Here is a 21,915-nt window from a genome sequence, read left to right as displayed (position 1 = left end):
TCCCTGATTTATTCAGGGGTGAGAGTTTTTTTGCGTTCAAAAAACACCACCACCAAAATCCATTACTGAGTAACTAAAGGAGGATAATTAGTATGAAGAACTTATCATCAGCAGATGTAAGACAAATGTTTATCGATTTCTTTAAAGAAAAAAGTCATTCGGTGGAACCAAGTGCATCTCTTGTTCCACATGAGGATCCAACTTTACTGTGGATCAATAGTGGTGTAGCTACGCTTAAAAAATATTTTGACGGTCGCGTAACACCTGACAACCCAAGAATTGTAAATGCTCAAAAATCAATTCGTACAAACGATATTGAGAATGTAGGCAAAACAGCACGCCATCATACGTTCTTTGAAATGCTTGGGAACTTCTCTATCGGAGATTATTTTAAAGAAGAAGCGATTGAATGGGGATGGGAATTCCTAACTAGCGAGAATTGGATTGGCTTTGATGCTGATAAATTATCTGTCACAATTCATCCGGAAGATGATGAAGCATTTACCATTTGGAAAGAGAAAATTGGACTTCCAGAAGAGCGTATCATCCGTCTAGAGGGTAACTTCTGGGATATCGGGGAAGGGCCAAGTGGACCTAATACGGAAATTTTCTATGATCGTGGAGAAGAGTATGGTTTCGAAGATCCTAAAGAAGAACTTTATCCTGGTGGAGAGAATGAGCGTTATCTTGAAATCTGGAACCTTGTTTTCTCCCAATTTAATCATAACCCTGATGGTACTTATACACCATTACCTAAGAAGAATATTGATACGGGCATGGGACTTGAACGAATGGTATCGGTTATTCAGGATGCAAAAACAAACTATGATACAGACCTCTTTATGCCAACCATTCGTGAAACAGAGCGAATGGCAGAAGTGAACTATGGAGATTCCAGAGAGGGAGATACAGCATTTAAGGTAGTCGCTGATCATATTCGAACAGTTACATTTGCCATTGGTGACGGTGCCCTTCCATCGAACGAAGGTCGCGGATATGTACTAAGAAGATTACTTAGAAGAGCAGTTCGGTTCGCTAAGCAAATTGGTATTAACCGTCCATTCATGTATGAACTTGTACCAGTCGTTGGGGACATCATGGTTGAATTCTATCCTGAAGTTAATGCGAAGAAGGAATTCATCCAAAAAGTAATTAAGAATGAAGAAGACCGCTTCTATGAAACATTAAATGAAGGACTCTCAATTCTTTCAGACATTATGAAGAAAGAAAAAGAAGCTGGTAATCATGTCATCTCTGGTAGCGATGTGTTTCGACTTTATGATACGTACGGTTTCCCTGTGGAATTAACGGAGGAATATGCTGAAGAAGAAGGCATGGAAATTGATCGTACAGGTTTCGAACAGGAAATGGGAATGCAGCGTAAACGTGCTAGAGATGCTCGTCAGGATGTAGGTTCCATGCAGGTTCAAGGTGGCGCGCTTGGCGACATTTCAGTCGAAAGCGATTTTGTCGGTTATGAAGAGCGGTCTGTTGATACAGAAGTAGTCGCAATCATAAAAGATAAAGAGCTGACTGAGGTAGCGTCAGAAGGCGACGAAATCCAGGTTATTCTCCAAAGCACGCCTTTCTATGCTGAAAGCGGCGGGCAAGTTGCAGATCCTGGTATCATTCGTGGTGAAGATGTTCAACTTCGCGTAACGGATGTACAAAAAGCGCCAAATGGCCAACACGTCCATACGGCGGTTGTAGAATCTGGAACGATAAAAACTGGAGCAAAAATAACAGCTGAAATCAATCGTTCGAACCGTTCTGCAATTGTAAAGAATCATACGGCAACTCACTTGCTTCATCAGGCTTTAAAAGATGTTCTTGGTGAGCATGTAAACCAGGCTGGTTCACTCGTTGGTTCAGAGCGACTTCGCTTTGACTTCTCTCACTTTGGACAGATTACATCTGAAGAGCTTGAAGAGATTGAAAAACAAGTGAATGATCAAATTTGGGCTAATATTCCAGTGAATACGATGGTAAAGCCTATTGACGAAGCTAAAGCAATGGGAGCTATGGCATTGTTTGGTGAAAAGTATGGAGATTCTGTTCGCGTTGTACGTGTTGGTGATTATAGTCTTGAACTATGTGGAGGTACACACGTTCAAAATACAGCAGAAATTGGATTGTTTAAAATTCTTTCTGAATCAGGCATTGGTGCAGGAACGCGTCGTATTGAAGCTGTAACAAGCGAAGGAGCTTACCAGGTTCTAAATCAACAAGTATCAATTTTGAAAAATACGGCTGACTTGTTAAAATCAAATGTGAAGGATGTTCCATCAAGAACAGAAGCACTACTTGGTCAGATTCGTGAATTACAACGCCAAAATGACTCATTGACGTCAAAACTTGCAAATGTTGAGGCAAAACAGATGGCAGGAGATGTTCAAGAAGTAGACGGTGTGAAAGTAGTTGCTAAACGCATCGATACAGATATGAATAACCTTCGTAGTATTGTCGATGATCTGAAGGCACAGATTGGCAGTGTCATTGTTGTACTTGGTAGCGGTGCAGACGGGAAGGTTCAGTTAGCTGCTGGAATTACAGATGACCTCGTAAAAGAGGGGTATCATGCAGGGAAATTGATTAAAGAGCTTGCTACTCGCTGTGGTGGCGGTGGCGGTGGCCGACCGGATATGGCGCAGGCAGGTGGCAAAAATCCAGAGAAACTGGATGATGCTCTTGCTTACACAACAGATTGGGTGAAATCCATTTCCTAATTTGGTTTTAGTAGTGTACAATAAGAATTAGTTGACTAGTTACGATTCTAGATGGGGATCGGAGAAAGAGGTGTAAGGAATGAGTTCGATGGACAAAACAATGAAATTTAATTTTCCAGACGACGCATATAATCATGATGTCCAGGAAGTGTTACTCACCGTCTATAGTGCTCTTCAAGAAAAGGGCTATAATCCGATTAACCAGATCGTGGGTTACCTCCTTTCTGGGGATCCGGCTTACATTCCGAGACACAATGATGCGAGAAGCTTAATTCGTAAGCTTGAAAGAGACGAATTAATTGAAGAGCTTGTGAAATCGTATCTTACTCATCATCAGGGATAAGGAGACAGCATGAAAACACTTGGATTGGATGTCGGTACAAAAACAATCGGCGTAGCGCTAAGCGATGCGATGGGATGGACGGCACAGGGATTAGAAACCGTGAAACGTAACCCAGAAGCGCAGGATGTGATTCCTGATCGTTTAATGGAAATCATTAATGGGAATGATGTCAGCAAGATTGTCGTTGGACTTCCTAAAAACATGAATGGCTCAATTGGTCCGAGTGGCGAAGCCTGCCAGGCATTTGCAGAACTTATTCAGACAACGACTAATATTCCAGTTGACATGTGGGATGAAAGACTAACAACCGTCGCTGCAGAACGCATGCTGATTAGTGCTGATGTGAGTCGTAAGAAGCGTAAGAAAGTGATCGACAAAATGGCTGCTGTTATGATTCTGCAAGGATACTTAGACAGCAAGCAAAATTAATGAGGTGAAAACATGGAGGAAAAAGAACGTATTATCATTCCAGATGAAAATGGAGACGAGCATCTATTTGAAGTTCTCTTTACATTTGATGTAGCTGAGAACGGTCAATCTTATATGACTGTAGTTCCTGCTGATCAAGCTGATAGTGAAGAGGAAGTGGAAGTTTATGCTTTCCGCTATGAAGAAGAGGACAATGAAGAGCGAGACTATAAGCTTTTCCCTATTGAATCAGATAAGGAATGGGAAATGGTCGAGGAAATGCTCAACACTTTCTCTGAAGAAGAAGAAGATAGCGAGTAAATTTCAATCAAAAGCTGCCGGTGAAAATCGGCAGCTTTTTTTCTTGATTATACGTTTAGAATTACTGTGTCATGATCGGTTTGAGTAAGATTTCTTATGTGTTTGGATACCTTAGGGCAAAGAATCTTCTTACTGTTTTTTGGAAATGACTACAAACCTTTCAAATAACCTTGTATAATACATAATGGATAATTTTTGGCGAACGTTGGCATCCTTGCCGACAATATGTCGACATATAGTATAATAGATGAAGAATGAAAGGGGGCCACGGCGTTGTCTGATTTTAAGGACTTGTATAAAGAGAAGCTTATGAAGCGCCAGACCGAGAATCAAACGGTAAGAAAAATAGTGTTTATCATTTTACTGCTTTTAACCATAACGGTGGCTGCCGTTATAACAGGTGGTTACTTCTACATAAAAAACATACTCGAACCAGTAGATTCTGATAGCAAAGAAAAAGCAGCTGTGACTATTCCAATTGGATCTTCAACATCTTCAATTGGAGCTAAACTAGAAGAAGAAGGCATCATTAAAGATGGCACAGCTTTCCGTTATTACGTGAAATATAAGAATGAAAGCGGCTTTCAAGCGGGTGATTATGAACTTTCTCCTTCTATGACGATGGATGAAATTATTGCTATTATGAAGAGTGGGAAAGTAATGAAAGAAGCTGTTGCCACTATATCTGTACCAGAAGGAATTTGGTTAGAAGACATAGCTGCTCGTATTGCGAAGGAACTTGAGTTAAAGAAAGAAGATGTTGTTAAGAAATTAGATGATGAGAAATACTTGAAAGCTTTAGTGAATGAATATTGGTTTTTAACAGATGATATTTTAAACGAAGACATTCGTCATCCGTTAGAAGGTTATCTCTTCCCTGCTACTTATGATTTTGAAAAAGAGCCTTCAGTGGAAGTCGTTGTGAAAGATATGTTAGACAAAACTGATAGCGTCTTAAAAAAATATCGCTCTGAAATAGAAGATCGTGATTATTCCATCCATGAAATGATGACACTTGCTTCGATCATTGAAGAAGAAGCGTCAGCAAAAGCTGATCGAGCAAAAATTTCGAAGGTGTTTTATAATCGTCTCGATAAGAATATGATCTTACAAACTGATCCTACCGTTGTATATGCAAGAGGAGAGCAATCAGGAGAAATCACCCAGGATGATCTTGATGCAAAGTCGCCTTATAATACGTATAAGCAAAAAGGTCTGCCTGTTGGCCCTATTGCCAACCCTGGTGAGTCGTCGATCATAGCGGCAATAGAACCAGCCGATACAGAAGCACTTTATTTCTATGCTCGACCGAGTGGCGAAACGCTGTTCTCAGAAACTAATGAAGAGCACAATAAAAAAGTAGCTAAGTATAAGGAAGAGTGGACACAGTATTATAAGAAGAAAGAGAAAGAAGATAAAGAAAAAGAAGAATAAGAAATTTATGGGGAATGGCGAGTAAGACTACCATTCCCCTTTCGATTATGATAAAATTATTCGGGTTACATGAAGGAGGACCGATCATGATATCCGATCATGTGGAACAATATCTGGAATCTTTACGCCCGAATAGAGAAGACTTAATAAAAGAGATAGAAGAATACGCACGGGAAAAACATGTTCCAATTATGGAACAAACGAGTCTTGATGTGATGCTTCAACTCCTGACCTTTTTAAAACCGGGCCGAATATTGGAAATTGGTGCAGCTATTGGCTACTCAGCAATCCGTATGGCTGAGCGTTTGCCAAATACTGCTATACTCACTGTTGAACGAGATGAAACTCGTTATAATGAAGCGATCGCAAATATTGAAAAAGCAGGATACTCAGATAGAATAACCGTTTTATTTGGGGATGCATTTGAGCTGGCTGATGAGCTTAAGAGCTATGGTTCATATCAAGCGCTCTTCATTGACGCGGCCAAAGGTCAATACCAGCGTTTTTTTGATGAATTTTATGATGAATTAGAAAAGGGCGGAGTAGTGTTTTCGGATAATATTCTCTTTAGAGGTATGGTAGCAGAAGAGGAGATCGAAGAGAAGCGCTTTAGATCAATGGTAAAAAAGCTCCGTCTTTATAATGAATTTTTAATATCCCATCCCGAACTAGATACTACAATATATCCTATTGGAGATGGATTAGCTGTTAGTCAGCGTAAAAACTCATGATAAAGAAAAGCCGACGTACGAATGTACGAGCGGTTTTTCTATAATAGAAGGGGAAGAATTATGGTTAATAGACCCGTAGTAATTGGTGTTGCCGGAGGCTCAGGCTCAGGTAAAACCACTGTAACAAGAGAGATATTTAAACAGTTTGCTGATCAATCAGTGTTAGTCATTGAACAGGATTCTTATTATAAAGATCAGAGTGAAAAGTCAATGCCTGAAAGACTAGGTACAAACTATGACCATCCACTAGCGTTCGATAATGACCTGTTAATTGACCATGTGAAAGAACTAATGTTATATAACCCTATTCAAAAACCTGTCTATGACTATACAGTTCACACAAGATCTGATAAAATTATCCCTGTCGAACCAAAAGATGTCATTATTTTGGAAGGTATCCTAATTCTTGAAGATGAACGTCTCCGTGATTTAATGGATATTAAGCTATTTGTAGACACGGATGCTGATCTCCGTATTTTAAGAAGAATGGTTCGGGATATCCGTGACAGAGGGAGAACGCTTGATTCTGTTGTAGAGCAATATACTTCAGTTGTTCGCCCTATGCACCTTCAGTTTATAGAACCTACAAAGCGTTACGCAGATATTATTGTTCCAGAAGGCGGGCAGAATAGAGTAGCCATCGACCTAATGGTAACGAAGATTCATACGATACTCGAAGAAAAAGCCATGTTATAACGATTAAACGAGGTATATTTACCTCTTTTTTTCATACAGTTTATTACGATTGATGCCCTTAATTGATGAAGGAGTGAAAGAAATGGCAGAGGATAAAAAGTATTACATGACACAAGAAGGTAAAGAAAAGCTTGAAAATGAACTTGATTCCCTTAAAACAGAGAAAAGAAAAGAAGTAGTAGAACGAATTAAAATTGCTCGTAGTTTTGGAGATCTATCTGAGAACTCTGAGTATGACGCTGCAAAAGATGAGCAGGCATTTGTTGAGGCGCGTATTCAAACAGTTGAAAATATGATTCGTAATGCTGAAATTATTGAAGAAGACAATAGCTCATCGAATGTTGTATCAATAGGTAAGCGGGTTAAATTCGTTGAGATTCCAGATGGAGATGAAGAAGAATATATTATCGTTGGTAGTGCTGAAGCTGATCCATTTGAAGGGAAAATTTCAAATGACTCACCTATGGCAAGAAGTCTTCTCGGCCGTCAAATTGGAGAAAAGGTTAATGTGCAAACTCCAGGCGGAGAAATTCGCGTTGAAATTCTAGAAGTTAGCTAATAAATGCATTGTTTAAAAAGACAGCCAATCCGGCTGTCTTTTTCTATGGAATATCAATTGAATTAAAGTTATAAGTCAACAGCAAGTCCTAGGTTACTTATGTTTGAAATAGGGGACATCGGTCGACACTCATATAGAGGTGAGTGGTATGAGTAGGAGAAGGGTGACCGGAGTTGGTTTTCTCTTTATATGCTTGATGTTCGTGCTAGTTGGCCGATTGATTCAGCTACAATTAGTTGAAACGGAATCTTATTCAAAGCATGAAGTGAATTTAATAGAAGCGAGCATCGATCAGCGTACCCAATCTTATGTACTAGATGAAGGAAGGGGAACGATGCTAGATCGAAATGGTATTCCGATGAGTGAGACCATTCCAGCTTTGGTTCTATTTCCGTTTTTGAAAGATCGGGACTGGCCGATTGAAGAGGTAGCAAAGATTATAAAGACGTCTCCTGATGAACTCGACCGCTCTTTTGATAAGCGAAAGCAACCATTTAATTATGAAAAAAGACTAACATCTGAACAGATGAGGCAAATAAACGAATTAAGTATTCCGGGAGTTTACGCTGTAAATAAACCATTGAACGAAAATCCGTTAGCTGCTCATGTTATTGGAAGTGTAAGACCAAATCCAGATCTAATCAAATCGAAATATCCTGAGAAATGGGCAGAAGGAACAATTAATGAACACACTAAATTAGGTATTTCAGGACTCCAGGCTGCTTTTGATCCCTTTTTAATATCTGAAGGAGATACCACACTCCTTTATCATGCTGATCGTCAGGGAAATCCTCTACTCGGACTTGATGTGAAGCTTTTTTCAACAACAGACTCTTTCTACCCCCTTCAAGTGAAGACAACGTTGGATATGGAGATCCAGAACAGTCTTGAGGAAGCGGTAGATGAAGCAGGTATTACAAATGGTGGAGCAGTTTTACTTGATATCGAATCGAACAATCTTATTGGAATGGTGAGTCGTCCTCTCTTTGAATCGGATGATCCACTTGGAAAAGGCGCAGTCAATCAAATGGTAAAAGGATATTTTCCAGGTTCGGTATTTAAAACGATTATTCTAGCAGCTGCCTATGAGAACGGGATAAAAGATACCCGCACATTCAACTGTGATCTGAATTTATATCGAGATGGACCTGGGAACCGGGACCTAGGAATCTTGAACCTAAAGAGTAGCTTTGCAGCTAGCTGCAATGCCGCTTTCACAGAACTTGCTGAAGAGCTCATCAAAATTGATCCGGATGTGATTGAAAATACTGCAACAAAACTAGGGATTGGCAAAACTGTTGGTTGGGAAGATATGCTCTATCATTACGAAGATTTTAAACAGTTTCCCGACGAGTCGGAACCGGTCTTTTTTAAAGATGATAAAGATAAAGTTGTGATTAAGGCGATTGACCAAACAGCGATTGGGCAATTAAATGTTAAGTTAAGTCCACTGGCTATCGCCAATATGATGGCGACAATTGGAAGAGAGGGAGAAGCAAAGCAGGTGAGGGCCGTTAGTGACATACTTTATAAAAATGGCACAACTTTCCTTAGTTTTAGTGAAAGAAACTTGAACGGAAAACTTTCGAATAAGGTAGTAAAGTCACTACAAAAATCGCTTCGAGAAGTAGTCGTAAGCGGAACCGGTCGTACATATTTAGCTGATTTACCAGTAAAAGTAGCTGGTAAGTCAGGTACTGCTGAACTTGGTGAAGATTTGTCATTTGATCATCAGTGGTTCGCTGGTTACTTTCCTTATGATTCTCCAAAGTATGCTTTGGTTGTTGTTGATTTCGAACGAAAGGAGAAAGAATATAAAACTTATGAAGCTTTTGCTTCAATCGTTAAGCTGTTGCAACAATATGAGAGACAATAACGTAACAAAAGTCAAGCCTTCTACGAATCATTTAGAGATGATAAAATAAGAGCAACAGCTAAATAGAGGAGTGGATGGGTTTGAGATCACGATATGGGGACCGACATTCAAAGAGAAAACAAAATATCGTATTAAATAGTTTAATTGGAATTGTTCTCGCAGTGATACTTGTACTTGTTGCCAACATTGTGTTTACAGGTAACGACTCTCAACAAACAGCAAGTGAAGAACAACCTACAGCACAAACAAGTTCAGATGAAAAATCGAATAAGAGCAGTGACGATTCCGTTACTTCTGATGAAGCCGACTCGAAGGATTCAGAGTCCAATGATTCAGATTCTGACAGTAACGCTGATCAAGATAGTTCAAAAGATGAAAGTACTGACGAAGAGAAAGAAAAAGAAGAGAACGATAAAGAGAAAGAAGATAAAGAAGACCAGGACAAAGAAGAAGCTGATCAAGAGCCAGGTGAACCAAATCTTGAAGGGCCGTGGGAGCCTGTGGGTACAGTGCAATCAGGTCCACATAAATCCAGTTATACCAAAGGTAGTGATGACTGGAATGAAAAAATAAAAGCAGCAGAATCTGTTATGGGTCTATCAGAAGATCAAATGACTATCTGGAGAATAGGTGGTAATGGTGGGCCTCAAAAATCCTTTGCACGTGTAAGTAAAGCAGGATCGGGAAACCAAGTCTATTACATCGAACTTGAGTGGGTTGATGGAGAAGGTTGGAAGCCGGTTAGTGTAAAGCCCGAATAACAAAAAGCAGGAGCAAATGCTCCTGCTTTTTTTATTTTGCTTTAAAATGAACAACAGCAGAGTAATAAGGTCTGCCTGTTTTTTCATGTGTAAGAGCGTGATGCTGAACAGAATGAACTTGAAGCAGCAGTGCACGGTTGTTATCGATCTGAGTCTGAATTTTATTCTCGATTTCTTCAAGCGAAAATCCTTCGAAAAATTCTACTTTATCATCTATCCGTTCAAGGGAAAAACTCATTTAGTGCTCCTCCTTAAAATACTTTCACATAACAGTGTACACATTTTTGTTAAATCATACAAATTGATATTCAAAAAAGAATATGATAAGTTAGAACCATAATGCATATTATTCATACCTTAATACTATGAATTAAAAACAGGAAAGCGATGTGACAGCAATGGGAAGAGAGTTTATTGATTTATTTGAGCGCTGGGCTGACTCGTATGATACGACGGTGTCTGGTCAAGATGAAGAGTATCGTGATGTCTTTAAGGGATACGACGGCATTCTATCTGCAGTTGCTCATGCTTCCTCAGGCCACGTGTTAGAATTTGGCGTTGGAACAGGAAACTTAACTTCTATTCTACTTAAGAAAGGCTTGTTGGTAACAGGTATAGAGCCATCAAAAGCGATGAGAGATAAGGCGAGTGAAAGGTTACCTCATGTCACGCTTCATGATGGTGATTTCATGGATTTTCCAACTCCGACTAACCCTGTACAAACAATCGTGAGTACCTATGCATTTCACCATCTCACTGACGAAGAAAAAAGTATCGCCATTCACAAATATAGCCAACTACTGGCTCAAAATGATAAAATTGTATTTGCGGATACAGCATTTAAGAATGACAAAGCTAGAGTAGAGATGCATGAGAAAGTGAAAGCAAAGGGATATTACAATTTGCTACAAGATTTACAGTCGGAATATTATACGACGATTTCAGTGTTGGAGACATTATTTCGACACCATGGATTCGACGTTACTTTTACTCAGCTAAACGATTTTGTTTGGTTGATGGAAGCCGTCAAAAATTGAACAAGTAAAGGAGTTCGTCATGAAGATCGGTATTATTGGAGCAATGGAAGAAGAAGTTAGAATTTTACGTGACCGTCTCGATCACAGAGAAGAACAGGTGATTGCAGGATCTGAGTTCACTACAGGAAGCATAGATGGCCAGGAGGTAGTTCTCTTAAAATCAGGCATTGGTAAAGTGAATGCGGCCATCGGAACAACATTAATGAATCAACTATTTAAACCAGACTACATTCTCAATACAGGCTCTGCGGGTGGATTTAATCCTGAATTAAAAGTAGGCGACATCGTGATTTCTTCAGAAGTTCGTTACCATGATGTAGATGCAACCATTTTTGGTTACGAATACGGCCAGGTTCCTCAAATGCCGGCTCTTTATGAACCGAACAGCATGCTTGTTGAAGCTGCTGAGCGAAGTGCTGAGAAAGTAACGGAACATCAGGTAGTAAAAGGAATGATCGCGACTGGCGATTCCTTTATGAATGATGCGGAGAGAGTTGACTATGTTAGGTCAAAACTTGCGAACCTAGACGCTGCAGAAATGGAAGCAGGAGCGATTGCACAAGTTTGTTATCAGTTCGGTACACCTTTTGTGATTATCCGCTCACTTTCTGATATTGCAGGGAAAGAATCAAATATTTCTTTCGATCAATTTCTTGAGACAGCTTCAATTAATTCAGCAAACTTAATTTTAAATCTAGTGGAGGAGTTGAGTAAGAATGGCTAAAAAAATGAATGTAGAAAGTTTTAATCTTGATCATACAAAGGTAGCAGCACCATATGTTCGTCTAGTAGGCGTAACAAAAGGACCAAATGGTGATGAAATTTATAAGTATGATATTCGTTTCAAACAACCAAACAAAGAGCACATGGAAATGGCTGGTCTACACTCGATCGAACACTTGATGGCAGAAAATATTCGTAACCATATGGAGAACGTCGTTGATATTGGTCCGATGGGATGCCAGACTGGGTTTTATCTTGCTGTTCTAAATCATTCAAACTACGACGAGATTCTAGAAGTACTCGAGAAAACATTGCAGGATGTTCTAAATGCAGAAGAAGTACCAGCGTGCAACGAAGTACAATGCGGCTGGGCTGCTAACCATAGTTTAGAAGGGGCAAAAGAAATCGCAGACGAAATGCTGACACATCGTGATGAGTGGCACATTATCTTCGCCCAATAGAAAGGATTTCACGCTATGGAAATCTTTCATAATATTCATGAGCTCGTAGGCCGAACTCCGGTCATCGAGCTCCATCATTTTGATCTACCAGTAGGCGTTCGCCTTTTTGCAAAGTTAGAGTTTTATAATCCTGGGGGAAGTATTAAAGATCGTCTTGGTCAGGAACTACTCCAGGAAGCGATTGATCATAATCGAATAGCCCCGGGCGGAACATTTATTGAGCCTACAGCTGGAAATACAGGCATTGGTCTTGCTCTTGCGGCGGTTAATCGAGGGTACACCGTGATGTTTGTGGTTCCAGAAAAATTCAGTATGGAAAAACAGGATTTAATGAGGGCGCTTGGTGCGAAAATTGTCAATACCCCTACTGAGCTTGGAATGAAAGGGGCAATAGCTCGAGCTGAAGAGCTAATTGAGGAAATCCCTAATTCATACATGCCTCGTCAGTTTGGTAATCCTGTTAACCCACTAACCTACTACAAAACACTTGGTCCAGAGTTGTGGAAGCAGCTTGACGGTGAGCTTGATGTTTTTGTAGCTGGGGCTGGAACTGGTGGAACATTTATGGGTACAGCTCGCTATTTGAAGGAGCAGAAGGCGAATGTGAAAACCGTTATTGTAGAACCCGAGGGATCCATTTTAAATGGTGGAGAATCTGGTCCTCATAAAACAGAGGGGATTGGTATGGAGTTTCTACCTGATTATATGGACGAAGCCTACTTTGATAGTATTCATACCGTAACAGATGAAGTAGCCTTCAAACGTGTAAAAGAGCTCGCTGAAAAAGAGGGCCTTTTAGTTGGAAGTTCCTCTGGAGCAGCGCTCGAGGCGGCTCTTATCGAAGCACAGCACGCTCGTCCCGGAACAAATATCGCTACGATTTTTCCAGATAGTAGTGAACGATACTTAAGTAAGAAGATTTATCAAGGAGGCATTTAACCAATGAAGCCAAAAACAAAACTTATTCATGGTGGGATTACCGGTGATCCACAAACTGGAGCTGTATCGGTACCGATCTATCAAGTAAGTACTTACAAACAAGAAGCCGTAGGAAAGTTCAACGGCTATGAATATTCCAGAACAGGGAATCCAACACGTCATGCACTAGAAGAGCTGATTAAAGACCTTGAAAATGGCGTCGCAGGATTTGCATTTGGGTCCGGAATGGCAGCCATTTCCTCTGTTATGATGATGTTTAATTCTGGAGATCATGTTGTTATGACAGATGACGTTTACGGTGGAACTTACCGTGTAATGACAAAGGTTTTAAACCGTCTTGGTATTGAATCAACTTTTGTCGATACGACTGATTTAGCTGTTGTTAAAGCTGCGATTCAGGATAATACGAAAGCGATTTACGTTGAAACACCAACGAATCCGTTGTTGAAGGTGACCGATATTAATGCCATCTCCAAATTGGCAAAAGACCACAATCTTCTAACGATCGTTGATAATACGTTTAATACGCCTTATTGGCAAAATCCAATTGACCATGGTGCTGATATCGTTCTTCACTCAGCAACAAAGTATTTAGGCGGGCATAGTGATGTCGTTGCTGGACTTGTTGTTGTTAATTCAAAAGAGCTGGCGGAAGAAGTGCATTTTGTTCAAAATTCGGCAGGTGCCATTCTTGGACCGCAGGATTCATGGCTGCTTATTAGAGGATTGAAAACACTTGGGGTTCGTATGGAAGAGCATGAGAAAAACACAGCGAAAATTGTCCAATTCCTTAGTAATCACCCATCAGTCGAGAAAATATATTATCCTGGGCTAAGTACACATCCAGGTAATGATATCGCTGTTAATCAGTCTCGTGGCTTTGGTGGTATGATCTCTTTTGATATCGGAAGTGCTGATAAAGCAGATGAGCTGTTAAGCAAAGTGAAATATTTTACTCTTGCTGAAAGTTTAGGAGCGGTGGAAAGTTTAATTTCAGTTCCTGCTCGCATGACTCACGCTTCTATTCCGAAAGATCGACGAGATGAGCTCGGCATCACAGAGGGTCTTGTACGTATTTCTGTTGGACTTGAGGATGCAGATGATTTAATTGAAGACCTTTCAAACGCATTAGGATAATAGTAGAACCCTTATCTGATATATTTGGATAAGGGCTCTTTAATGATTGGAAAGAGTTACATCTCTAGTAGACCCGTTTCTTATGGTAGAATAAGAGACGGGAGAGGTGAGCGCTATGAAGCAACTTCAAGACAAAATGACAGATTATAAACGTTTTGCGTTTGTATTGCTTAGTCTTAGTGTTTTCTTATATATTGGTTCTTTTCTTCCAGTTGAAGGGAAGACGGATGGTGCAGCCCTTATTTTAACGGGTGGTGGGTTTGTACTCGTTGGGATTGCGATTTTCTTCTATTCTCGCGCTATCGCTATTCAAAAAAAAATAAACGAGCAAGATATAAACTATTAAACGATATATGATGAATGATCCATATGTTTTAATGAAAGCCGCTTCCTTTTTGGGAGCGGCTTTTGTATTTCCTAATAAGTCATGATTTCTTTAAGGCGTCCCTGCCATTTCTCGTCATCAAGGATAATTTGAAAAGAGATTCTTCTGTTTTTCTCATACGCGTCACTTGTATTTTCTTCAACCACTGGTTTATATTCTGAATATCCTGTTGCCGCTAAATATTTTGCATATTCTGGAGTATCTAGTTTAGGGTTTGCTTTCATCAATTCCTTTACAACTGCGACAGAGCGATCAGCTGAAAGTTTCCAGTTATCATAGGGAACTTTATCAGTATGTCCTTCGATTAAGATGATATAGAGATACTGACTAATATCTTCTTCATCGATTAAATTAGCAAAAACATCCGCCAGGTCGTTTAAAACTTTTTTCCCCTGAGGGCTAATTTCGGCGCTTCCTGTATCAAATAAAATATCTCCTTCGACTGAAATCGTATTATTTGGTCCGCGAACGATCTTATCTTTGCCAACGTTTTCTTCAAGCTGTTCCTCAATTAAATCACTAATATGCTTTTTGACATCTGCTACTTTGGCAAGCTCTTGTTTCATAACCGTTTGGTCATATGCATCATAGATCATTTGAACGAACGCGATGATCGCGATAAAGAGCATGACAAGAACGATCATCGCCATCATATCAGCAAAACTAGGCCAATAATGTTCTTCATCACTCTGTATTTGAAATCGCCTTTTTCGATTTTTCATCGATTGTCACCAATCACCCTTGATTGGACATGCTGCTGTGCCATTGATTGACGACGCATTTGCTCCTCGTACAAGCGTAGCTGTAATTGATGTGATTCTGAGAGCTGGTGTTGAATATCTTTTAGCTCTCGAGCTAGACCTTGGTAAAGAGAATCAAGACTGTTTGATAGAGCTCTCATTTCATGCTGAAGAGGTTGATCACGCTGGTCTCGTTCCATTCGATGAATAATTGGCTCCAGTGCTTCACGCTTAATTTTATCGAGAGAACTATACCAGGCTTTTTCAAGCTGTAAAACTGATTCAGCGAATTCTTGAGAAGCTCTTCCGTATTGATTTTGCTTATCTTGATAGCGGTAATACCATTCATCCTGCATTTGGTGGACGCGTCTCTCAAGCTCCTCCTGCGAGCCCTGGAACCGCTGCATTTGTTCATCTAAGCCTCTTAAGTAATGTTGCCCTGTTTCTTCTGCTTTCTTTTGAGTTTCCTTGATTAATTGATCCGATCGTTGAACAAGCTGCTCGAATTTACGCTGACCAGATTCATGGTGTTTAGATAAAGATTGAAGTTGACTCTCAAGTGTTTTTAATCGATTCCCAAGGTCGATAATTCCGTTCGTTGCTTTTTCTTGAACACCGTCAAGCTGGGTAAATGAGTCTTTAAGTTTTATGCCGAATGATTCCAACGTCTCGGTGCTACTTGAGAATTGTTCGGTATATTCACGTTGAGCTGTTAATGTAGCTTGAACGTCTTTCATCGCCTGTTCAAGACCTGCTGTAAAGTGGACCATATTGGTCGAAAAATCTCCAAGTGTTTCATGAAAACTATCTTGAATCCTACCTGCAAGGCGATCTAAAATTCGTTCCATTTCATCGTGAGGTTTTTCCTGAGTTAAGCTTGCATTTAGATTATGATCAAGAAGGGACTCACAATCCGAAATAATTTTCTCCAAATAATAAGCAGTTGTTCGCCCATTTGTTAATACACCATTTTGGATAAGTGTTAAAAATAGAGCATTACCAATCCCGGCTATGCTTGTGATGAATGCAACGCTCATTCCTTGAAAAGGACTTGAGATCGCTTCAATCACGGAGGCAAGATTAAGGTTTGCATCTTCTGGTTTCTGTGAAAGAAACATGAGCGTTTCTTGCATCGATGATATGGCGAGTGTAAGTCCGATAAAAGTTCCTAGTATTCCTATGATAATGGAGGTAGGGGGTAGCTGCTGCATGAATCGCATCATTCCACCTGCTGGAACACGAGCAAAGCCAAATAGAGGAACGGATTCTTTATAGAAATGTTTCTCAATAAGAGCTTGTGTATTGACTTGAGATACGCCTGCTAAATGGTATGACTTGTATTCTTTCATAACATTTTGAATCCATGGTGCAGTATGAGTCGTTGAATCATTTTGTATCTCAGCATTCTCAATATCTCGGAGCCATTTTTTCATTTGTAAACTAATCTGAATCGTAGCTGTTACCCCGAACACAGCAAGAAATCCAATGATAAAGAGGACGATTGTTGTCACGTTCAGCATATGTTCACCTCCACTTTGTATATATGTATGTCCTCTTTAGCAGAACTTTCTTGGTTTCTTATAATATAAGGGGATTTAGGACAATGTTGAAGATTGTCGAAAATATTCATATAAATAAAATATTTAGGAAATTTAGTAAAAAAGGTTTACTTAAATGGTGGATTTGGATATACTTACCTTTGTAAACAAATATGAAAAAAGGAGGTCGAACAGAATGATGAAAATGATGAAAGCAGATGCAACGACTGTAACTGAATATGCACAATCTGTTCGACCAGTGCCTCGATAAGAGGAATCCTTTTTAATATCGGATTGAAAAGCCGCAGGTCGATGCCTGTGGCTTTTCTATGCTTTTTTTGCCGCAGGCTAATATCCTGCGGCTTTTTGTGTCCAAAAATGGAGAGGAGGAATGTAAATGGTAAATGGAAAAGTGTTGAACGTAAAGCAACTAAAAAGGAAAAAATGGGTCCCCTGAAGTAATTGAATAGAAAGGAGGTCGTTAACATGTTGCCATTCCATTTAATGATCATAACAAAAGTGAAGGGTGCTTTTCATCGTAGTTTATCTACGGAACTACATCAACGCTCCATTCATCAACGCATGTCAGAAGCCGAAATGAAACGAAACCGAGCTTCGATGTGGTTATCCTAATTTAAAAGACAGTAAGGAGAAATGATCATGTTAACGATACATTTAGTTTTTGTCACAATTCGTCTTCGCGTTCATGAACGAACTTTAGCTGAGGAACAACATTATTTGCGAGTGAAAAGACAAATGAATGTAAGAAGTGAAAAACCAATCTGGATGCATTAATACCAAAACGGAAAGGAAGAGAATGATGATTATCGATCAGAAGAAATTAGCCATTCAAAAATGGATCGCAGTAGAGAAAGGGTTAACCTGAAGTAATCTATCTGGAAAGGAGTGAAGTGGAATGACTTTACATTTATTGTTTGTTACAATCACTTTTTCGATCAAACGTAATCGGCATACGCTTGATCAGGAATTAGACCATAAGAGAAGGCAAGAACTGATTGATTCAAACCAATACAAACAAAGTTTCTATATCCATCAATAAGTCATAAGGCAGGCGCTCCCTGCCTTATGACTATTTTCTTGAATGCATCGCTATTTTGTATGAAAAGGTAAGATGCGAGTCAAAATAGTAGTGTACATATAGCTGAATCTGTTTTTAAAAGTAGGCAAAGGGGTATTGATTAGTAGAGAAAATTATATAAAAATAAGAGATGTGGTATTTAAAAGGAGTGACAATAATGAGAGAAATGCAAAAAGAAATTATTGAAGAGCTTGGTGTACAACCTTCAATTGATGTAAAAGAAGAAGTCAAAAAGCGCGTTGGATTTTTACAAGATTATCTCAAGAAAAGTGGAACAACTGGATTTGTTCTTGGAATATCAGGTGGACAGGATTCTTCACTTGCAGGGCGTCTTGCACAAATTGCAGTTGAGGAACTTCGTGAAGAAGGAACTGATGCAAGTTTTATTGCTGTGCGACTACCATACGGAGAGCAAAGTGATGAAGATGACGCTCAGGCTGCACTCAAGTTCATTAAGCCTGATCAAACGGTTACGATTAATATTAAACCTGCCGTTGATGCTTCAGTCTCAACATATCTTGAAGCCACAGGAAATAGCCTTACTGATTTTACAAAAGGCAATAACAAAGCTAGAGAGCGAATGATTGCTCAGTATAACATTGCAGGCGATGAGAAGAAGCTTGTTATTGGAACAGATCACGCAGCAGAAGCTGTGACGGGCTTCTATACGAAGCATGGCGATGGGGCATGCGATATCACGCCTCTTTTTGGTTTGAATAAACGTCAAGGTAGAGCGATTCTTGAAGAAATCGGTATGCCAGACCATCTTGTGGAGAAAGTGCCGACAGCTGATTTAGAAGATGATCGCCCAGCACTTCCTGATGAAGAAGCGCTAGGAGTAAGTTATAAGCATATCGATGATTACCTTGAAGGAAAAGAAGTTCCTGAAGAGGCTTCTAAGACAATTGAGAATCATTTCATTAAAACAAAGCATAAGCGAAACATGGCCGCAACAATATTCGATAGCTGGTGGAAGTAAGATGAGAAAGAGACCTGAATAAGGTCTCTTTTTTTTGCGTATGAATAAATAAAACAGGAGATGGCGCTATCAAGGTGAAAGGGTTTGGGGACATGAGCGATAATATAAATTATCTTCAAGACATTAGTCACAAGCTTCTCAGAGATTCAGGTTTAGATGTGCAAATTCAATTAAAAGACTATTTTCCTGAGCGAAGACTAATAGGAGGAAAATATTCATTAGAAACGAATCAAGTCACAATTTATGTAGAAGAGGTACGAACGCAGTGTGTTAAGTTAATTGGATCAGAGGAACAATTTCTTGATTTTTTCACTGTGATTTTGGCTCATGAACTTGGTCATGCCGCAGACTCTAACCTTCCTATTTTAGCTAGTAAGAGGGCACATACTGAGTGTTTAGAAATGAAGAAGCAAGTATCCATCCTAATTGAAAATAATGCCTGGAACTATGCTTACAATCTTGTTCCACAATTCAAGGACATTCTAGCGCTTCTAAAAGAACACTCTATGAAGCTTTATAAGTAAAACTTTATAATATGTAATTTTCTAAAAACATATACAGATGATAAACACCTTGTTAAAATAAGTGAAAAACGTGCTTCACATCCATTTAACGTAAAGGTGTGACGTTTATGAAGGTAATCAAAACGTATTACCCGAAAGTGAAAGCAATCGAATTTTTTATGATGCTTGTGTATAGTATTGTCGTTTGCTTTGGCACCCTATTGTTGTGGTTAAAAGAAGATTTAACATTTGAACGCTGGCGAAGTTTCATGCTAATTGGGCTCATTTATGTCTTGTTTTGTACCTTTCTTAGTTTCTGCATTCGAACACAGCGAATCGAACTAACAGAATATAGGATCGAACACAAGTTACTAGGATTTAGCTGTCGAAGTGTAGCTTTTTCGTCCGTTAAAGAAGTTATGTTTGGAAAAATAAACGGTTCCCCAGTTATTGCTATTATTAACGAAAATACTCAAAAGCCTATCTTTGTCCCTTATATTCCATTTGAAAAGGACTGGGATGAAATTAGTTCTTTCATAAAGGAACGAAATCACACGGTTATTATAACAATTTAAAGAAGCGCCTATTTGGCGCTTCTTTAACGTTTAGAAGTTCGGTTATGGCATTGATGGTTCTAGAGCGACGGCTGGACCGAAAAACTCGAAATGCATTTTATCTTCATCGACTCCGAGCTTTGTTAATGCTTCTTTAACAGCCTTCATAAATGGAAGTGGTCCACAGAAATAATAATGCGTATTGCGTTCTAATGGAAGAATTTCTTTTAACCATTCGCTCGTTACAAATCCTTCTTTTTGATAACTGTTTTTCATAGAATCCTCTTTCGTAGGGGATTCGTAACATACGAAATAGTCCATAGATGGATGATTGAGAGTCTTAAGTTCCTCGTCAAAAGCATGGACATTTCCATTAAGTGCTGCATGAACAAAAGTCGTTTTTCTATTTTGATCTGCGCTGGTCTTCAGCATACTTAGCATAGGTGTTATACCTACCCCACCACTTAAGAGAACGATTGGAGATTGATCTTCCTCCAAATAAAAGTCGCCTGCAGGAGCGGTTAAGCTTAACTCATCATTTTCTTTAACATTGTCGTGTAAATAGTTGGAAACGATTCCGTCAGGTTTTGAAGGATTTTCTTCTTTTTTCACAGATATACGATAGTAAGGTTTACCAGGAACGTCAGATAAACTGTATTGACGAATATGAGTGAATTGATCTCCTGGAATATGAACTTTGACACTAATATATTGACCAGGTTTAAATGAAGCAATTGGCTCCCCGTCAGCTGGTTTTAAATAGAATGAGGTAATTACATCACTTTCTTTCTGTTTCCTGTCGACAACAAAAGTGCGTTCAAGGTCCCAACCACCCTGTTGTTTTGCTGCGTCTTCATACATCTCTTCTTCCACCTCGATGAAAACGCTAGCTATGACGCCATAGGCCTCTTCCCATGCAAGTAAAATTTCTTCTGTTGCATCTTCTTTAAGAACTTCTTTAATAGCCTTAAGCAAATATTCTCCTACAATTGGGTAATGTTCTGGTTTAACACCAAGGCTACGGTGTTTATGAGCAACTTGTTTAACAACAGGAAGAATAGTTTCTAATTGATCAATATGTTTGGCAGCTGCATAAACTGCATTTGCAAGAGCTTGTTGTTGTCTTCCTTGTTTTTGATTAGCGTGGTTAAAAATATTTAATAGTTCAGGATGGTTCTCAAATAGCATTTCATAAAAACGCTTTGTAATTTCAGTACCGTGAACTTCGAGGACAGGTACTGTTGATTTAATTGTAGTAATGGTTTTAGGTGATAACATAGATAAAACCTCCAATATTTTAAAGATGCATTTTTAATACATCTTTATGGTATCGAATTGTTATTTGAAAAGCAATATAAAATATACATCTTTAAAGAAACGTTCACATCTTATAGAAAGCATTGTAGAACACTATGTTTTAGGAGGTATGATAAAATAGACCCATGAACAATGGAGCGAAAAGAGGTTGAAGGAACATGCGTTTAACTAATTACACGGATTACTCGTTAAGAATGCTGATTTATCTTGGTAGTATGAAAGAGGATAAGTTAGCTAGCATACAAGAAATCGCTAATGCCTATCAAATTTCAAAAAATCATCTCATGAAAGTAGCACATGAGCTTGGGAAAAATGGATATATCGAAACGATTAGAGGGCGAAATGGAGGATTGCGACTCGCTCATCTCCCAGAAGATATTAATGTAGGAAAAGTTGTAAGAAGCACTGAAGAAGACTTCAATTTAGTGGAGTGCTTTGATAAGGAAAATAATAGTTGTGTGATTAGTCCTGCTTGTCGATTAAAACATGTCCTACATGATGCCTTATCAGCTTATTTTGAAGTTTTGGATGGTTATCAGCTGTCTGATTTAATTATAAACGATGAGATGCTCGTTAAACTATTCAACACTAATCTATAGCGTAGCAATCTAATTATTTATGAATATACTGTCATTAGAGGAGAGTGGC

General features: G+C 39.1%; 27 protein-coding genes. 23 read left to right on the top strand and 4 right to left on the bottom strand.

What is annotated here, in order from left to right; genetic code table 11:
- The first annotated feature begins 92 nt into the window (after positions 1 to 92).
- The 10 genes from alaS to AC0VYH_RS15225 all read left to right on the top strand — a co-directional run bounded on the left by alaS (position 93) and on the right by AC0VYH_RS15225 (position 9,855).
- Positions 93 to 2,726: an alanine--tRNA ligase gene (gene alaS / locus AC0VYH_RS15270; RefSeq protein ID WP_475367769.1), complete on the top strand. Its 2,634-nt coding sequence runs from the start codon at positions 93 to 95 to the stop codon at positions 2,724 to 2,726.
- A gap of 79 nt (positions 2,727 to 2,805) precedes the next feature.
- Positions 2,806 to 3,069 (top strand): IreB family regulatory phosphoprotein, encoded by a 264-nt coding sequence (locus AC0VYH_RS15265; RefSeq protein WP_048312684.1) that lies wholly within the window; start codon positions 2,806 to 2,808, stop codon positions 3,067 to 3,069.
- A 9-nt stretch (positions 3,070 to 3,078) separates the two neighbouring features.
- Positions 3,079 to 3,498: a Holliday junction resolvase RuvX gene (gene ruvX, locus AC0VYH_RS15260; protein ID WP_226614489.1), complete on the top strand. Its 420-nt coding sequence runs from the start codon at positions 3,079 to 3,081 to the stop codon at positions 3,496 to 3,498.
- 12 nt (positions 3,499 to 3,510) lie between these two features.
- On the top strand, positions 3,511 to 3,798 hold the full coding sequence (locus AC0VYH_RS15255) for a DUF1292 domain-containing protein (RefSeq protein WP_194219446.1): 288 nt from the start codon (positions 3,511 to 3,513) through the stop codon (positions 3,796 to 3,798).
- A gap of 273 nt (positions 3,799 to 4,071) precedes the next feature.
- Positions 4,072 to 5,232 carry an endolytic transglycosylase MltG gene (gene mltG / locus AC0VYH_RS15250; protein WP_475372716.1) on the top strand — a complete coding sequence of 387 codons (1,161 nt, stop codon included), beginning with the start codon at positions 4,072 to 4,074 and terminating at the stop codon, positions 5,230 to 5,232.
- A gap of 86 nt (positions 5,233 to 5,318) precedes the next feature.
- Positions 5,319 to 5,963 carry an O-methyltransferase gene (locus AC0VYH_RS15245; protein ID WP_430244110.1) on the top strand — a complete coding sequence of 215 codons (645 nt, stop codon included), beginning with the start codon at positions 5,319 to 5,321 and terminating at the stop codon, positions 5,961 to 5,963.
- A 60-nt stretch (positions 5,964 to 6,023) separates the two neighbouring features.
- Positions 6,024 to 6,659 carry a uridine kinase gene (gene udk / locus AC0VYH_RS15240; protein WP_430244112.1) on the top strand — a complete coding sequence of 212 codons (636 nt, stop codon included), beginning with the start codon at positions 6,024 to 6,026 and terminating at the stop codon, positions 6,657 to 6,659.
- Positions 6,660 to 6,741: 82 nt separating this feature from the next.
- Positions 6,742 to 7,218 (top strand): transcription elongation factor GreA, encoded by a 477-nt coding sequence (gene greA / locus AC0VYH_RS15235; protein ID WP_430244113.1) that lies wholly within the window; start codon positions 6,742 to 6,744, stop codon positions 7,216 to 7,218.
- A gap of 148 nt (positions 7,219 to 7,366) precedes the next feature.
- On the top strand, positions 7,367 to 9,094 hold the full coding sequence (locus tag AC0VYH_RS15230; RefSeq protein WP_475372715.1) for a peptidoglycan D,D-transpeptidase FtsI family protein: 1,728 nt from the start codon (positions 7,367 to 7,369) through the stop codon (positions 9,092 to 9,094).
- Positions 9,095 to 9,174: 80 nt separating this feature from the next.
- On the top strand, positions 9,175 to 9,855 hold the full coding sequence (locus AC0VYH_RS15225; protein WP_475372714.1) for a YrrS family protein: 681 nt from the start codon (positions 9,175 to 9,177) through the stop codon (positions 9,853 to 9,855).
- Between the two features lie 31 nt (positions 9,856 to 9,886).
- Here the strand turns inward: AC0VYH_RS15225 and AC0VYH_RS15220 are convergent, their stop codons facing one another.
- Positions 9,887 to 10,093 carry a YrzA family protein gene (locus AC0VYH_RS15220; protein ID WP_194219452.1) on the bottom strand — a complete coding sequence of 69 codons (207 nt, stop codon included), beginning with the start codon at positions 10,091 to 10,093 and terminating at the stop codon, positions 9,887 to 9,889.
- 160 nt (positions 10,094 to 10,253) lie between these two features.
- On the opposite strand from AC0VYH_RS15220, the gene AC0VYH_RS15215 reads away from it, so the two are divergent.
- The 6 genes from AC0VYH_RS15215 (at position 10,254) to AC0VYH_RS15190 (ending at position 14,498) form a co-directional block, all read left to right on the top strand.
- Positions 10,254 to 10,892, top strand: coding sequence for a class I SAM-dependent DNA methyltransferase (locus tag AC0VYH_RS15215; protein WP_475373797.1), 639 nt, complete (start codon positions 10,254 to 10,256; stop codon positions 10,890 to 10,892).
- Between the two features lie 19 nt (positions 10,893 to 10,911).
- A complete protein-coding gene (gene mtnN / locus AC0VYH_RS15210; protein ID WP_226656728.1) occupies positions 10,912 to 11,616 on the top strand; it encodes a 5'-methylthioadenosine/S-adenosylhomocysteine nucleosidase in 705 nt (234 codons plus the stop codon).
- Positions 11,609 to 12,076 (top strand): S-ribosylhomocysteine lyase, encoded by a 468-nt coding sequence (locus tag AC0VYH_RS15205; protein WP_475372713.1) that lies wholly within the window; start codon positions 11,609 to 11,611, stop codon positions 12,074 to 12,076. Before mtnN ends, AC0VYH_RS15205 begins: the two co-directional genes overlap by 8 nt.
- A 15-nt stretch (positions 12,077 to 12,091) precedes the next feature.
- A complete protein-coding gene (locus AC0VYH_RS15200) occupies positions 12,092 to 13,015 on the top strand; it encodes a PLP-dependent cysteine synthase family protein (protein ID WP_475372712.1) in 924 nt (307 codons plus the stop codon).
- A gap of 3 nt (positions 13,016 to 13,018) precedes the next feature.
- Complete coding sequence (locus AC0VYH_RS15195) at positions 13,019 to 14,152, top strand: bifunctional cystathionine gamma-lyase/homocysteine desulfhydrase (RefSeq protein ID WP_194219457.1); 1,134 nt, start codon at positions 13,019 to 13,021, stop codon at positions 14,150 to 14,152.
- A 115-nt stretch (positions 14,153 to 14,267) separates the two neighbouring features.
- Entirely contained in the window at positions 14,268 to 14,498 is a 231-nt protein-coding gene (locus tag AC0VYH_RS15190; protein ID WP_303531811.1) for a YrhC family protein, read from the top strand.
- A gap of 71 nt (positions 14,499 to 14,569) precedes the next feature.
- On the opposite strand, the gene AC0VYH_RS15185 is transcribed toward AC0VYH_RS15190, so the two are convergent.
- Together AC0VYH_RS15185 and AC0VYH_RS15180 are read right to left on the bottom strand one after the other, a co-directional pair.
- On the bottom strand, positions 14,570 to 15,259 hold the full coding sequence (locus tag AC0VYH_RS15185) for an OmpA/MotB family protein (RefSeq protein WP_430244131.1): 690 nt from the start codon (positions 15,257 to 15,259) through the stop codon (positions 14,570 to 14,572).
- Positions 15,256 to 16,797 carry a hypothetical protein gene (locus AC0VYH_RS15180; RefSeq protein ID WP_475372711.1) on the bottom strand — a complete coding sequence of 514 codons (1,542 nt, stop codon included), beginning with the start codon at positions 16,795 to 16,797 and terminating at the stop codon, positions 15,256 to 15,258. Before AC0VYH_RS15180 ends, AC0VYH_RS15185 begins: the two co-directional genes overlap by 4 nt.
- A gap of 504 nt (positions 16,798 to 17,301) precedes the next feature.
- On the opposite strand from AC0VYH_RS15180, the gene AC0VYH_RS15175 reads away from it, so the two are divergent.
- The 6 genes from AC0VYH_RS15175 (at position 17,302) to AC0VYH_RS15150 (ending at position 19,971) form a co-directional block, all read left to right on the top strand.
- A complete protein-coding gene (locus tag AC0VYH_RS15175) occupies positions 17,302 to 17,448 on the top strand; it encodes a hypothetical protein (RefSeq protein ID WP_194219461.1) in 147 nt (48 codons plus the stop codon).
- A gap of 27 nt (positions 17,449 to 17,475) precedes the next feature.
- Entirely contained in the window at positions 17,476 to 17,610 is a 135-nt protein-coding gene (locus AC0VYH_RS15170; protein WP_276511805.1) for a hypothetical protein, read from the top strand.
- A 121-nt stretch (positions 17,611 to 17,731) separates the two neighbouring features.
- The gene (locus tag AC0VYH_RS15165; RefSeq protein ID WP_194219462.1) at positions 17,732 to 17,875 is read left to right on the top strand and encodes a YrzI family small protein; all 144 of its coding nucleotides are present in this window, start codon (positions 17,732 to 17,734) and stop codon (positions 17,873 to 17,875) included.
- A gap of 196 nt (positions 17,876 to 18,071) precedes the next feature.
- Positions 18,072 to 18,893 (top strand): ammonia-dependent NAD(+) synthetase, encoded by an 822-nt coding sequence (gene nadE, locus AC0VYH_RS15160; protein WP_194219463.1) that lies wholly within the window; start codon positions 18,072 to 18,074, stop codon positions 18,891 to 18,893.
- Positions 18,894 to 18,985: 92 nt separating this feature from the next.
- On the top strand, positions 18,986 to 19,417 hold the full coding sequence (locus AC0VYH_RS15155) for a hypothetical protein (protein ID WP_194219464.1): 432 nt from the start codon (positions 18,986 to 18,988) through the stop codon (positions 19,415 to 19,417).
- Between the two features lie 107 nt (positions 19,418 to 19,524).
- On the top strand, positions 19,525 to 19,971 hold the full coding sequence (locus AC0VYH_RS15150) for a hypothetical protein (RefSeq protein WP_283153949.1): 447 nt from the start codon (positions 19,525 to 19,527) through the stop codon (positions 19,969 to 19,971).
- Positions 19,972 to 20,013: 42 nt separating this feature from the next.
- Here AC0VYH_RS15150 and hmpA read toward each other — a convergent pair whose 3' ends face one another.
- Complete coding sequence (gene hmpA, locus AC0VYH_RS15145) at positions 20,014 to 21,228, bottom strand: NO-inducible flavohemoprotein (RefSeq protein ID WP_194219466.1); 1,215 nt, start codon at positions 21,226 to 21,228, stop codon at positions 20,014 to 20,016.
- Between the two features lie 197 nt (positions 21,229 to 21,425).
- Here hmpA and AC0VYH_RS15140 point away from each other — a divergent pair, with 197 nt between their 5' ends.
- Complete coding sequence (locus AC0VYH_RS15140; RefSeq protein WP_194219467.1) at positions 21,426 to 21,866, top strand: Rrf2 family transcriptional regulator; 441 nt, start codon at positions 21,426 to 21,428, stop codon at positions 21,864 to 21,866.
- The last annotated feature ends 49 nt before the right edge of the window (positions 21,867 to 21,915 follow it).

It is taken from the genome of Anaerobacillus sp. QJM3NY_32 (assembly GCF_056173645.1).
This window is presented reverse-complemented; position numbering and strand designations above follow the sequence as displayed.